A 13,860-nucleotide genomic window follows, 5' to 3' on the forward strand; every position below is an offset into this window, starting at 1 on the left:
AGTTCTCACTTGAATCCCTTGCGTCTCACCGTGGTCTCACGCCGTCCCCCGTTCGCCGCCCTCGCGGTAACGATCCAAGGGCGCCCGCCGACCAACTTGAGGGTCGCGCGGAATAGCGGAGGTTTTGGCGTGAAGATCAGTGTCTTCGGGCTCGGTTACGTCGGCTGTGTCTCCGCCGCGTGCCTGGCGGGGCAGGGACACCGGGTGGTCGGCGTGGACGTCAACCCGGTGAAGATCGACCTCATCACCCAGGGCAACGCCCCGGTGGTCGAGGAGCGGATCGGCGAGCTGACCGCCGAGGTCGTCGCGAGCGGCGCGCTGAGAGCCACGACCGACGTCGCCGAAGCCGTCGCCGACAGCGAGATCTCGCTGGTCTGCGTCGGTACGCCGTCGGCGCCGAACGGCAGCCTTTCCACGGTCTACCTGGAGCGCGTGGCCGAGGAGATCGGCGAGGCGATCGCCAAGAAGGCCGAGCGGCACACGGTCGTCTTCCGCAGCACGATGCTGCCCGGCACCTGCCTCGACCTGCTGGTCCCGATCCTGGAGAAGGCTTCGGGTCGCACGGCCGGCGTCGACTTCGGCGTCGCGGTGAACCCGGAGTTCCTGCGCGAGGGCACCAGCGTCCGCGACTTCTTCGACCCGCCGAAGACGGTGATCGGCGAGATCGACGAGGCCAGCGGCGACGCTGTGGCCGGGCTGTACGAGGGGCTGCCCGGCCCGGTGTTCCGGGTGCCGATTCCGGTCGCGGAAATGACGAAGTACGCCGACAACTCCTTCCACGGCCTGAAGATCGGCTTCGCGAACGAGCTCGGTTCGATCTGCCGGGCGCTCGGCCTCGACTCGCACCAGGTGATCGACGTCTTCCTCGCCGACACCAAGCTCAACATCAGCCCCGCCTACCTCAAGCCCGGGTTCGCCTTCGGCGGCTCGTGCCTGCCGAAGGACCTGCGCGGGCTCGTCTACGCCGCGCACCGCGCCGACGTCAGCGTGCCGATCCTTTCGCACGTGCTCGCGTCGAACGCCGAGCACCTGCAGCGGGCGTTCGACCTGGTCGCCCGCACCGGCAAGCGCAAGGTCGGGCTGTTCGGGCTGTCGTTCAAGCCGGGCACCGACGACCTGCGCGAGTCACCGCTGGTCGAGCTGGCCGAGAAGCTGCTCGGCAAGGGGTACGACCTGAAGATCTACGACGCCAACGTCAGCCTCTCGCGGCTGATGGGCGCCAACCGCGAGTACATCGAGGGCCGGCTGCCGCACCTCGGCCAGCTGCTCGCCGGGACCGTCGAAGAAGTCATGGACCACGCCGAAGTCCTGCTCGTCGGCACCAAGGACCCGGACGTGCTGGCGGCCCTGCCGCACAGTGGCGACCGGGCGCTCATCGACCTCGTCCGCCTGCCCGACGCCGCGACGCGTCGCCTTGAAGAGGGATACGCCGGCCTTGCCTGGTAAAGCGCTCATCCTCGTCGAAAACCTTTCCGTCCCGTTCGACCGGCGGGTCTGGCAGGAGTCCACGACCCTGCGCGACGCCGGGTGGGAAGTCCACGTGATCTGCCCGCAGGGCACGAAACGGGACACCGAAGCCGAAGCCGTCGTCGACGGCGTCCACATCCACCGCTACCCGCTCAAGGCGGCGACCGGCGGGCCCGCCGACTACCTGCAGGAGTACGGCAGCGCGCTGTGGCACACGCTGCGGCTGGCCCGCAAGGTGGGGCCGGTCGACGTCGTGCACGCCTGCAACCCGCCGGACCTGCTCTACCTGGTCGCGAAGTACCTGAAGCGCCACGGCGCGAAGTTCATCTTCGACCAGCACGACCTGTGCCCGGAGCTGTACCTCTCGCGGTTCGACCGCGGGCAGGACCTCCTCTACCGCGGTGTCTGCGCGCTCGAACGCGCCACCTACCGCGCCGCCGACGTCGTGATCTCGACGAACGAGAGCTACAAGCAGGTCGCCCGGATCCGCGGCGGCAAGAAGCCCGAGGACGTCTTCGTGGTGCGCAGCGCCCCGGTCGTCGAGCGGTTCCACGAGGTGCCGGTCGAGCCCGAGCTGAAGAAGGGCAAGCCGTACCTGCTCGCCTACCTCGGCGTGATGGGCCCGCAGGACGGCGTCGACTACGCCCTGCGCGCGCTGGCGAAGCTGCGAGACGACGTCGGCCGCACCGACTGGCACGCGGTGTTCGTCGGCTCGGGCGATGCGTTCGACGACATGGTCGCCTTGTCGGCGAAGCTCGGGCTGGCCAACCAGGTCGAGTTCACCGGCCGGATCTCCGACGAGGACCTGGTCCGCTACCTGTCCACCGCCGACGTCTGCCTGTCGCCGGACCCGCTGAACCCGCTCAACGACGTCTCCACGATGAACAAGGTCATGGAGTACATGGCGATGAGCAAGCCGATCGTCTCGTTCGAGCTGCGGGAAGCGCGGGTGTCCGCGGGGGACGCGGCCGTCTACGCCCCGGCGAACGACGAAACGGAGTTCGCGGCGCTGGTGTCCCGCCTGCTCGACGACCCCGAGGAGCGGATCCGGATGGGCAAGCTCGGCCAGGCCAGGGTGGCCGGACCGCTCTCGTGGGCCAACTCGGCGAAGAACTTGCTCGCTGCATATGAGCACGCTGTGAAGTCCTGATCGCCGTACGGTCAAGAACTCACCGAACGTGTAACCAAAGCTCCCGGTCCGACGACGGTTGGGGTAACCGGCCGATCAACTGAACCCGTTCGGCGTACCCGGCTCAGGAATGGAGACCCCGCCGTTGACTGACGACACGGTGCGCCTGGCCCTCGTCGGGCAGGTCCTGAGACGCCGGTGGCGGCTGCTGGCCGTCCTCGCCGTCCTGGGCGCGCTGGTCGGCGCCGGAGCGTCGATCCTGTTCTCGCCCGGCTACAAGACGACCTCGGGCGTGTTGCTCCAGGGCCCGCGCCAGGCCGACGAGCTGCTGACCCAGGCCGAGATCGCGACGGCCTCGGTCGTCCTCGACCGGGCGGCCGCGGTGCTGCCGTGGCGGCCCAGCGGCATCGACCTGAAGAAGCAGGTCAGCGCGTCGGTGGCGCAGAGCAACGTCGTGACGATCACCGTCTCCGCCGACACCGCCGAGCACGCCCAGCAGCTCGCCGACCAGGTCGCGCAGCAGTACGTCAAGTACTCCACACAGCTGGCCAGCAACTCCGCCGACGCCTCGGTGCAGCTCGCCCAGGAGCAGCGCGAGTCGCTGCGCCAGCAGGTCAAGCTGACCACGGACAAGATCAGCGACCTGGCCAAGACCGTCGGTGGCGGCCTGACCGTGGAGAGCGTGCAGGTCCGCACCCAGCTCGAGGGCCTGAAGTCGTCGCTGGAGCAGGCGATCAACGACCTGAACCAGGCCGACCTGGCGACCGGCGTCGGCAACACCGTGGTGCTCGGGCCGTCCCAGCGTCCGACGTCGCCGGCGGCCCCGACGATGACGCAGTTCGTCGCCGGGGGCGCGGTGCTGTTCTTCCTCGTCGGCGTGTTCGGCCACCTGTTCACCGCCCGCACCGACCGGCGCCTGCGGGGCGAGCCGGAAATCGCGTCCGCGCTCGGCGCGCCGATCCTCGCCGGCGTCGACGTCACCACCCCGCCGGACGAGCGCGCCCCGGCCACCGGCTTCCTCGGCAAGGTGCGCCACCTGCTGGGCGGGGACCGGCCGTGGGTGCTGCCGCCGGTCGCCACCTCGGCCGACGAGGTCAACCGCGACATCCGCTACCGCCGGGTGCTGGCCCGGCTGGCCACCGGCCCCGCCGACGTCCTGCTGCTGGTGGCCGACGACGACGAGACCGGCCGCCTGGCCGCCGCGCAGCTCGCCGAGCTGGCCGACCGGCTGTCGGTGCCGCTGCGCGTCTTCGAGTTCTCGCCCGGCCGGCCGACGGTGCCGGACGCCACGGCGAGCTCCGGCGTCCTGGTCGTGCTCGGCGCCGGCACGCGCACCGCGTGGCAGCTCGTCCAGCTCGCCGAAGCCTGCGCCGACGGCGGTCAGGAAATCGTCGGCGCCGTCCTCACCCACGCCGTCCGGCCGCTCGAGCCGGAGAAAACCGGACCCGCGGCGGAAGCCCCCGAGAAAGCCCTGGCAGGTTCGGCGTGACGACTCCTCCTTCGCAGGCCCCGGCCGCCCCGCTCGTCGACCTGCAGCGGCTGTTCGTCGCGATCCGCCGCCGCAAGCGGGTCTGGCTGGCCACCGCGCTGCTCGGGCTCATCGCCGGCGCGGCGCTGGCCTTCGTGCTGCCCGCGCCGCCGACCGCGGTCGCCAAGGTCATCGTGGTCCACCAGGACGACTCGCCGACCGACAGCGGCACGCTGATGCGCACCGACGTCGCCGTGCTGCAGACGGCCCCGATCGCCGAAGGCGCGCTGAAGAAGCTGGGCAGCACCGATTCGCCCGAAGACTTCATGAAGAACTACGCGGGCCTCGGGCTGACCAACAACGTCCTGCAGATCACCGTCAAGGCCAAGAGCAACGAAGAGGCCGTGGCGCGGGCCCAGGCGCTGGCCGAGACGTTCATCGCCGACCACGTCAAGCGCAGCCAGGCGGCCGCGGCCGCCCAGTCGCAGGCCATCCTCGACCAGCGCAAGAACGCCCAGGACGAGCTGGGCAAGGTCGAGCAGCAGATCGTCGCCGAGGAGGGCAAGGGCCGCCAGGCCAGCCAGCCCGCCCTCGAAAACCTCTACAGCCGCCGGGCCGCGCTCACCGCGCAGATCACGGACTTCACCTCGCGCGCCCAGCAGGCCGGCATCGGCAGCCCGCAGGTCACCGCGGGCACCCAGATCGTCGACGCGGCCCGCGCGCTGCCCAAGGCGTTCCTCAAGACCACCGCGACCAACGCCGGCATCGGGTTCGCCCTCGGCCTGGCCATCGGGCTCGCGCTCGTCGCCGTCGGCGCGGTTTCGCGTGACCGGCCGGTGCTGCGCCGCGAAATCTCGACGCACCTCGGTGCGTCCGTGATCGCGCAGCTGCCGTCGAAGCTGCGCGGGCCGGCCCGGCTGTGGCGGCGCTCGCGCGCGGTCTCCGAACGCAAGCGCGTCGCCACGACGCTGGTCCGCTTGATCAAGCAGGAGCCGCGCGGGGTGTCGCTGCTGGAGCTCGGCGCCCCGAAGGTCGCCGCCGCGCTCGGCCTGGACATCGCCGCGGAGCTGGCCGCCGAGGGCGCCGCGAGCGTCGTCGACGACCTGCCGGGCGAGGACGTCCGCAAGCTCGTGCAGGAGACCAAGAGCGACGTCTCCGTGGTCGGCGCCGGCGACCCGGCCGGCCCGCCGGACGAGCGCCGCGTCGGCGTCGGCACGGTGTCGCCGGGCACGGCGTGGACCGACCTGGAGCACCTCGGCAAGGAGACCGTGCTGGTCGTGAAGGCCGGGCACGCGAACACGCTGTGGCTGCACACGGTGGCGCGGCAGCTGGCCGACCAGGAGATCCCGATCATCGGCATCGTGCTGGTCGACCCGGACCCGCGCGACAAGTCCGACGGCACGCTGTGGGACGGCCTGCACACGGCCCTGCGCGGCCGCGGCCGCCCGACGGTGGCGCCCGCACTGGGCGAGCGCGAAGACCGCTTGGACGAGCTGGTCGCCCGCGTCGCCGAACGCGTCGCCACGACCGAGCAGCCGACGCGCCGGTTCACCCCGGTCCGGCCGGTGCTCCCGCCGGCGCTGGCCACCCCGAGGCCACCGGCGTCGCCGCTGCCGGCGCCCGGCAGCGTGAGCGTCCCGGACCACCTGAACGCGCCGACGAAGAAGTTCGCTCCGGTCAAGCCCCCGAAGCGGCCGACGCCGTTCAAGCGCGATCACGCCGAACCGAACCACAAGGGCGAACTGAACGCCGGACTCGAGCCAGAAAAGAGCACTGTGACAACCGGGGCTTTGCCCCGGGCCGGGGGCTCCGCCACCCAGACCCCCGAAAAGAGTGCGTGAGTCTCCTGACCCGCGCCGCGACCGAAGGGGAACGCACCGAGATGTGCGGCATCGCAGGCACCTACCTCTGGCCGGACGGCGGGCCGCTCACCGACCGGCTGACCAAGACGCTGGCCCACCGCGGCCCGGACGGCTCCGGCCGCTACGAGCACCGCGCCGGCCCCGGTGAAGTCCACTTGGGACACCGGCGGCTCTCGATCATCGACCTGTCCGAGACCGGCGCCCAGCCGATGGTCCTGGACGGGCTCGCGCTGAGCTACAACGGCGAGCTCTACAACGCGCCTGAGCTGCGGGCCGAGCTTTCCGCGGCCGGGGTGCGCTTCCGCGGGACGTCCGACACCGAAGTGCTGCTGCAGGCGTGGCGGCGCTGGGGCACGGACTGCCTGCCCAAGCTGCGCGGGATGTTCGCCTTCGCCCTGTTCGAGGAGGGCACCGGCGAGCTGTTCCTGGTCCGCGACCAGCTGGGCATCAAGCCGCTGTTCTTCGTGCAGCGGAACGGCGGGGTCGCCTTCGCCTCCGAGCTGAAGGCGCTGGCCGGCGAGCTCGGCGGGTCCCTGCAGATCGACAACGCGGCGCTGATCGCGTCGCTGCTCTACTACTGGGTGCCGGACAGCCGCTGTGCGTACCAGGGCGCGGAGAAGCTGCAGCCGGGCACGTGGCTGCGTTGCCGCCCGGACGGCCAGGTCGACCGCGGCCGGTTCTGGTCGCTGCGGGAGGTCGCCGAGGAGGGCGCGACCTTCGACGGCGAGGTCGACCTGCACGCCGTGATCGCCGAGTCGACGGCCAAGCACCTGCTCTCGGACGTCCCGGTGGCGACGTTCCTCTCGGGCGGGCTGGACTCCAGCTACCTGACGGCGCTGGCCGCGCGGTCGCAGCCCGGGATCTCCGCCTACACCATCGGGTTCCGCGCCGAGGACGCCAAGTTCGAGGCCATGCCGGACGACCTCAAGTACGCCCGGATCGTCGCGCAGCAGTTCGGCGTCGACCTGCACGAGATCGAGATCGCGCCGCAGGTGCTCGACCTGCTGCCGAAGATGACCTACCACCTCGACGAGCCGATCGGCGACCCGGCGGCGATCAACTCGTTCATCATCTGCTCGGCCGCGCGCGAGGCCGGCGTCAAGGTGATGTTGTCCGGGATGGGCGCCGACGAGCTGTTCGCGGGGTACCGCAAGCACCTCGCGAACCTGATCGCGCTGCGCTACCACAAGGTTCCGGGCGCGGTCCGGCGTCCGGTCGAGTCCCTTGTGGACCGCCTGCCGGTGGCGTCGGCCAAGCGCGGGTACCGGTCGGTGCGGTTCGCCAAGCGGTTCCTGTCCTTCGCGGGCCTGCCCGAGGAGACGGCGTTCCGGCGCAGCTACACGATGTACGACCAGGCCGAGCTGCTTTCGCTGGTGAACCCGGACTTCGCGCCCGCGGTCGAGGACGTCCTGACCGAGCACGCGGACACGTACAACGACCAGGCGCTCGACGACTTCGTCAACCGCATGTGCCTGGCCGACTCGCGGATGTTCCTGCCCGGGCTGAACCTGACCTACACCGACCGGTCGACGATGGCCGCGTCCACCGAGGTGCGGACGCCGTTCGTCGACGTCGAGGTCGTGCGCGCCGCGTTCAGGATCCCGGGCGACAAGAAGATCGTCGGCCGCGCCGGCAAGGTCGCGTTGAAGAACGCGGCGCTGAACATCCTGCCGAGCGAGATCGTGCACCGGCCGAAGGGCCTGTTCAGCGCGCCGCTGCGGGCCTGGATGAGCCGCGACCTGGCGCCGCTGGTGCGCGAAGTCGTCAACGAAGGCGTGCTCGTTTCTTCGGGATTCCTGCAGCGGGAGGCGTTGCAGCGCATGGTCGCCGAGGACGCGGCCGGCCAGGAAGACCGCGGCAAGCACCTCTGGCACGTCTTGACCCTCGAGTATTGGTACCGGAACGCGATGTCTGGAGCGGGAGCGAAGTGAAGCAGGTAGTCCAGAACTACAAGAGCGGGGAACTGGCGCTCCTCGAGGTCCCCGAGCCCGCCTGCAAGCCGGGTGGCGTGCTGGTGCGGACGGTGTACTCGCTGATCTCGACCGGCACCGAGATGATGAAGGTGTCCGAGGCCGGCATGTCCCTGGTGGGCAAGGCGAAAGCCCGCCCGGACCAGGTCGCGAAGGTCATGCAGAGCGTGGCCACCAACGGCCTTTCGGCGACCTACCGCAAGGTGACGTCCAAACTGGACTCCTACACCCCGCTCGGCTACTCGCTGTGCGGCATCGTCGAGCAGGTCGGCGACGGCATCACCGACGTCTCGGTCGGCGACCTGGTGGCCTGCGCGGGCAACGAGCACGCCCTGCACTCCGAGCTGAACTGGGTGCCCAAGAACCTTTACTCGCGCGTGCCCGACGGCGTCGACCCACGGCACGCGGCGTTCGGCACCGTCGGCTCGATCGCCATGCAGGGCGTGCGCCGCGGCGAGCCGCAGATCGGCGAGGTCGCCCTGGTCATCGGCCTCGGCCTGATCGGCCAGCTGGTCGTGCAGCTGCTGGCGTCGTCCGGCGTGCGCGTCGTCGGCGTCGACCCCGACCCGGAGCGCTGCAAGCTGGCCGAGAGCCTCGGCGCGCTGACCTGCGCGCACCCGGCGTCCGGCATCGTGGACACGGCCGTGGCCGAACTGACGCACGGCGCGGGCGTCGACCAGACGTACCTCGCCGCCGGCGGCAACACGAACGACCCGGTGGAGCTGGCCGCGAAGCTGTCCCGCGACCGCGGCCGCGTGATCGACATCGGCAAGTGCAAGCTCGACCTGCCGTGGAACGCCTACTACGAGAAGGAACTGGACGTCCGGTTCTCGCGGTCCTACGGCCCGGGCCGCTACGACCCGTCGTACGAGCTCGAAGGCCGCGACTACCCGATCGGGCAGGTCCGCTGGACCGAGCGCCGCAACCTGGAGTGCGTCCTCGACCTGATCGCGCGCGACCGGCTGGATGTCGAGCCGCTGATCACGCACGTCTCGGACTTCTCGGACGCGGTTTCGACTTACAAGTCGTTGAACGAGGGCGAGCTGAAGGCCGTCGCGGTGCTGTTCCGCTACCCGGACGCGGTCGCCCGGACGGAGCCCATGGTCACGTCCGCGCGGGTCGGGCTGGTTTCGTCTTCGCCCTCCGCGCTGCCGGCGGGGCAGCCGGTGCGGCTCGGTTTCATCGGCGCCGGCAACTACGCGTCCTCGATGCTGCTGCCGCACCTGGTCGAGCGCGACGACGTGCAGCTCGAGCACGTCGCGACGACGTCGGCGCTGTCCGGCGCCAACGCGCGGCGCAAGTTCGGCTTCGCGGCGGCGTCGACGGACATCGACAACGTCCTCGGCGACTCGTCGATCGACGCGGTGTTCGTGGTGACGCGGCACAGCTCGCACGCCGAGCTGACCCGCCAGGCGTTGCTGGCGGGCAAGGCGGTGTTCGTCGAGAAGCCCCTGGCACTGTCCCCCGAGGAGCTGCAGAAGGTCCTGGACGCGATCGAGGAGTCCGGCAACGACCGCCTGCAGGTCGGCTTCAACCGCCGGTTCGCGCCGCTGCTGCACGAGGCCCGCGAGCAGTTCGGCCCCCGCGTCGGCCCGGCGAGCGTCCGGTACCTGGTCAACGCCGGCCGCCTCGACCACGGCAGCTGGTACAACCAGACGGATTTGGAAGGTTCCCGCTTCGCCGGCGAGGGTGGGCACTTCATCGACACGGTGAGCTGGCTCCTCGACGCCGACCCGGTCTCGGTGTACGCGACCGGAGACCTCCAGGTGACCCTTGGCTACGCCGACGGCTCGACGGCGGTGATCACCTACGCCGAGACCGGCGCGTCGGGCTTCCCCAAGGAGACCCTGGACGTCGTCGCCGACGGCAAGGTCCTCAAGTTCGACGACTTCGTCCGCGCGTCGGTGTACTCGCGGAAGAAGTGGGCCAGCTCCCGCATCCCGAAGGGCCGCGACAAGGGCCAGGCCGCCGAGGTCGACGCGTTCCTGTCGGCGGTGCGGACGGGCTCGCCGATGCCGATCTCGATCGCTTCCCTGGCCGCGACGACACTGGCGACCCTGGCCGCGCAGACAAGCGTCGCGAACGCGGCGCTGGTGCGGATCGAGCTGCCGCGCAAGGCGGGTGCCCCGGCATGACGAGCGACGCACCGATCCGATTGAGGCCGCGGCGCCCGGGCGTGCCGAGCGGCGCGCCGAAACGGCCCGCGTTGCTGCCGCCGCGTTCGGGCGTGCCGAGTGTGGCGCCGATCCGGCCCGCGTTGCTGCCGAAGGCAGGTGCCCGCCCATGATGGGTCCCGGCTGGTACCTGCGCCGGCTGTCCCGGATGGGCCCGGCGGAGGTCGCCGGGCGCGCGCGGCACGCCGTCGTCCAGCGGCAGTGGCGCTCCGCGCTGCCGACGCCGCCGGACTGGCCTTCGCACCCGCGCTTCACCGCGACGTTGCCCGCCGGGGTGCTGGGCAAGGTGTCCGGCGAGGCGGTCAAGCGGCTGCTCGCCACGGCCGACGAGCTGATGGCGGGCCGCGCGGAGTACTTCGGCGTGGAGCGCACGGACTTCGAGGCGCCCGACTGGTTCCTCGACCCGAAGACCGGGCGCCGCGCGCCCTCGGACGTGTACGCGTTCGACGTGCCGTACCGGTCGGAAGACACGGTCGGCGACATCAAGCAGATCTGGGAGCCGTCCCGCCATCAGCACCTCACCGTGCTGGCCGCGGCGTACGCCCTGACCGGTTCTTCGGCCTACGCCGCCCGCGCGGCGGAACACCTGCGATCGTGGTGGGCGGCGAATCCGCCGTTGCGGGGGCCGCACTGGGTGAGCGGCATCGAGCTGGGCATCCGGCTCCTGTCGTGGGTCTGGACGCGCCGCCTGCTCGACGGCTGGCCCGGCGCCGCGGAACTGTTCGAGCAGAACCCGGACTTCCAGCTCCAGCTGTGGCACCACCAGAACTGGCTCGCGACGCTGCGCAGCCACGGCTCGTCGGCGAACAACCACGTGATCGCCGAGGACGCCGGGCTGCTGGCCGCGGCGTGCGCGTTCGGCTGGTTCCCGGAGTCGGCGGGCTGGCGCGCCGCGGCGATGCGCTCGCTGGACGTCCAGCTGGGGCGCAACACGTTCCCGTCCGGTCTCAACGCGGAACTGGCGTCCGAGTACCACGGCCTGGTGCTGGAGCTCGGCTTGGCGGCGGCGATCGAGGCCGACGCCGCGGGCACACCGGTGCCGGCTTCGACGTGGGACGTCCTGCTCCGGATGACCGACACCCTGGCGTCCATTGTGGACAACCGGTTGCGGCCGCCCCGCCAGGGCGACGCCGACGACGGCTTCGGCCTGATCGTCGACGGCGCGTCGACCGACCGCTGGGCCTCCCTGCTGGGTTCGGGTGAGGCGCTGTTCGGCCGCCTGGACTGGTGGCCGCCGACCCCGGGCGACGACGTCAGGACACCCCTGCTGGCGTCGTTGGTGTCGCGCACTCCGCGGGCTTCGGGCGTCCGCCCCGGCCGCCGTCCGGCGCACCTGCGCGACGCGGGGATGACGATCCTGCGTTCGGGTCCGCTGTGGGTCCGCTGCGACGGAGGTCCCCACGGATTCCTGTCGATCGCGGCGCACGCCCACGCGGACGCGCTGTCGCTGGAGGTCCGCCACGACGGAGTGGATGTCCTGGCCGACCCGGGCACGTTCTGCTACCACGGCGAGCCCCAGTGGCGGTCGTACTTCCGGTCGACGCTGGGCCACAACACGCTCGAGCTCGCGGGCCGCGACCAGTCGATCTCGGGTGGCCCGTTCCTGTGGACCCGCCACGCGGTGACGAAGGTCTTGGAGGTCCACACCCCGGAAAGCGGCCCGGCCCGCTGGTCGGCCGCTCACGACGGCTACGCCCCGGCGGTCCACCGCCGCACGGTCGAACTGGACGGCGACGTGCTGAAGATCGTCGACGAGGTGCTGGGCGAGCGTTCGCCGGGCGCCGCGCGCTTGGCGTTCCACTTCGGACCGTCGGTGACGGTCATGCTCGACGGCACCACGGCCCGCCTCCGCTGGACGGCCGCCCCGGATGGGGCCGATTCGTTCGCGGGGGAGGGGAGGAGTGCCGGTTCCCCGGTAGTCCGCGGCGGGCGCGCGGCTGATTCGGCCGCCGCCGAGGGCCGGACTTCTTCGCTGACCGGCGGCGGAAACAAGCCCGGTTCCGCCGCCGCCGGGGGCCGGGCCGGTTCCCAGGCCGCCGATCCGCTTGTCGGGCGGGTTTCCGGTTCGCTCGCCGGCGTTGTGCGGACCGCCGTCATGGAGCTGCCCGCGGGACTCTCTTGGACTGTGCACCGTGGTGCTGCCGAACCCCCGTTGGGCTGGTACTCCGCGGGGTTCGGGCGGAAGGAACCCGCCACCACCCTTGTCGGCTCCGGGTCGCCCGGTCACCTCACCACCCTGCTCCGCTTCAGTTAGGACCCGCCCGTGACAGCCCGCCGCTTCCGACTCGGCCGTGCAGCTCCGCTGCTCGGTTTCCTGCTCACGGTCGCGGCGTGCTCGGGTGGCCCCGACACCGACGGTGGTCCGGCCCAGGCCACCGCGGCCCCCAGCGGGTCGGTCGCCGCCGTGTGTGACAAGCAGCCTGCGGGACCGGCCGCCGCGCCGGCGGGGGCCGTCGTCGTCGATCCCGCCGTGCCGGGGGACCTGGCGGCGAAGACACGCTCGGCCGGGGCGGGCACCACCTTCTGGCTCAAGCCCGGCAAGCACATCCTCGGCGACGACAAGTACGACCAGGTGTCCCCCAAGGACGGCGACGTCTACATCGGTGCTCCCGGCGCCGTCGTCGACGGCCGGAAGATCAACCAGTACGCCTTCACCGGCCACGCGGGCGACGTCAAGATCACCTACCTGACCGTGCAGGGCTTCGCCGCGCCGCGCGACGAAGGCGTGGTCAACCACGACTCCGGCGACGGCTGGCTGATCGAGCACTCGACCATCCAGGACAACGACGGCGCCGGCCTCATGGCGGGCGCGCGCCAGCAGGTGCGCGGCAACTGCCTGCGCCGCAACGGCCAGTACGGGATGAACGCCTACTCCGGCGGCACGCCGATCACCGCTCTCGTCGTCGAGGGCAACGAGATCGCCGGCAACAACACCGGCGACTGGGAAGCGAAGATCGACGGCTGCGGCTGCAGCGGCGGAGTCAAGTTCTGGGACGTCGACGGGGCCGACGTGCGCGGCAACTGGGTGCACGACAACCACGGCACCGGGCTGTGGGCCGACACGAACAACAACGACTTCCTCATCGAGGGCAACCTCATCGAGAACAACGACAGCGCCGCGCTGATCTACGAGATCAGCTACAACGCCGTCATCCGGGACAACACGATCCGCAAGAACAACTGGGCCGACGGCCGCCGGTACGCCGACAAGAGCGACAACTTCCCGACGTCGGCGGTCTACATCTCCGAGTCCGGCGGCGAGCCGCGGATCAAGGCCCGCACCGCGAAGATCGAGATCTCCCGCAACTACCTGGAGAACAACTGGTCCGGGATCACGCTGTGGGAGAACGCCGACCGGTTCTGCAACAGCCCGGCCAACACCTCCTCGGGCGACTGCACCCGGCTGGTGCCGGCCGTCAAGCAGTGCGCGGCCCCGGCGATCACCAGCGGCCCGCTCCTGGCCGACTGCCGCTGGAAGACCCAGCACGTCGACATCCACGACAACAAGTTCGTCCTCGACCCGGCGGTCGTGGGCTGCCAGGCCTCCTGCGGCCGGATGGGCCTGCTGTCGAACTTCGGCAGCTACCCGGACTGGTCGCCGTACCGCGGTGACGACGTCCAGGAATCGATCACGTTCAAGCAGGACAACCGCTGGCACGACAACAGCTACGCCGGCCCGTGGACGTTCATCGCCCACTCGGCCGACCGCGTCCTCGAGATCGGCGAATGGGAAGGCGCGCCGTACTCGCAGGACAGCGGGAGCACCTTCATCGCGCAGGGCGGGGGCTGA

At 71.2% G+C, this 13,860-nt stretch carries 8 protein-coding genes; all 8 read left to right on the forward strand.

All coding sequences use genetic code 11. The features are described from left to right. Positions 1 to 129 precede the first annotated feature (129 nt). Positions 130 to 1,446, forward strand: a complete 1,317-nt coding sequence (locus C2L58_RS10435; RefSeq protein ID WP_103337348.1) for a nucleotide sugar dehydrogenase — start codon at positions 130 to 132, stop codon at positions 1,444 to 1,446. Continuing rightward, positions 1,436 to 2,617: a glycosyltransferase family 4 protein gene (locus C2L58_RS10440; protein ID WP_103337349.1), complete on the forward strand. Its 1,182-nt coding sequence runs from the start codon at positions 1,436 to 1,438 to the stop codon at positions 2,615 to 2,617. Before C2L58_RS10435 ends, C2L58_RS10440 begins: the two co-directional genes overlap by 11 nt. A 109-nt stretch (positions 2,618 to 2,726) precedes the next feature. Further along, positions 2,727 to 4,085 carry an exopolysaccharide biosynthesis protein gene (locus C2L58_RS10445; RefSeq protein ID WP_199191207.1) on the forward strand — a complete coding sequence of 453 codons (1,359 nt, stop codon included), beginning with the start codon at positions 2,727 to 2,729 and terminating at the stop codon, positions 4,083 to 4,085. Then, positions 4,082 to 5,905: a Wzz/FepE/Etk N-terminal domain-containing protein gene (locus tag C2L58_RS10450; RefSeq protein WP_103337350.1), complete on the forward strand. Its 1,824-nt coding sequence runs from the start codon at positions 4,082 to 4,084 to the stop codon at positions 5,903 to 5,905. The genes C2L58_RS10445 and C2L58_RS10450 overlap by 4 nt, the downstream gene beginning before the upstream one ends. A 41-nt stretch (positions 5,906 to 5,946) precedes the next feature. Beyond that, positions 5,947 to 7,857, forward strand: coding sequence for an asparagine synthase (glutamine-hydrolyzing) (gene asnB, locus C2L58_RS10455; RefSeq protein ID WP_103337392.1), 1,911 nt, complete (start codon positions 5,947 to 5,949; stop codon positions 7,855 to 7,857). After that, positions 7,854 to 10,031 (forward strand): bi-domain-containing oxidoreductase, encoded by a 2,178-nt coding sequence (locus tag C2L58_RS10460; RefSeq protein WP_103337351.1) that lies wholly within the window; start codon positions 7,854 to 7,856, stop codon positions 10,029 to 10,031. Before asnB ends, C2L58_RS10460 begins: the two co-directional genes overlap by 4 nt. Positions 10,032 to 10,179: 148 nt before the next feature. Continuing rightward, positions 10,180 to 12,324, forward strand: a complete 2,145-nt coding sequence (locus tag C2L58_RS10465; protein ID WP_103337352.1) for a heparinase II/III family protein — start codon at positions 10,180 to 10,182, stop codon at positions 12,322 to 12,324. A 9-nt stretch (positions 12,325 to 12,333) separates the two neighbouring features. After that, a complete protein-coding gene (locus C2L58_RS10470) occupies positions 12,334 to 13,860 on the forward strand; it encodes a right-handed parallel beta-helix repeat-containing protein (protein WP_103337353.1) in 1,527 nt (508 codons plus the stop codon).

Source organism: Amycolatopsis sp. CA-126428 (assembly GCF_002904335.1).
Taxonomy (GTDB): Bacteria; Actinomycetota; Actinomycetes; order Mycobacteriales; family Pseudonocardiaceae; genus Amycolatopsis.

Excerpts from the sequence above, each read along its gene's own strand:
- C2L58_RS10465 (WP_103337352.1), top strand. The coding sequence starts at position 10,180 with ATGATGGGTCCCGGCTGGTACCTGCGCCGGCTGTCCCGGATGGGCCCG.
- asnB (WP_103337392.1), top strand. The coding sequence starts at position 5,947 with ATGTGCGGCATCGCAGGCACCTACCTCTGGCCGGACGGCGGGCCGCTC.
- C2L58_RS10445 (WP_199191207.1), top strand. The coding sequence starts at position 2,727 with ATGGAGACCCCGCCGTTGACTGACGACACGGTGCGCCTGGCCCTCGTC.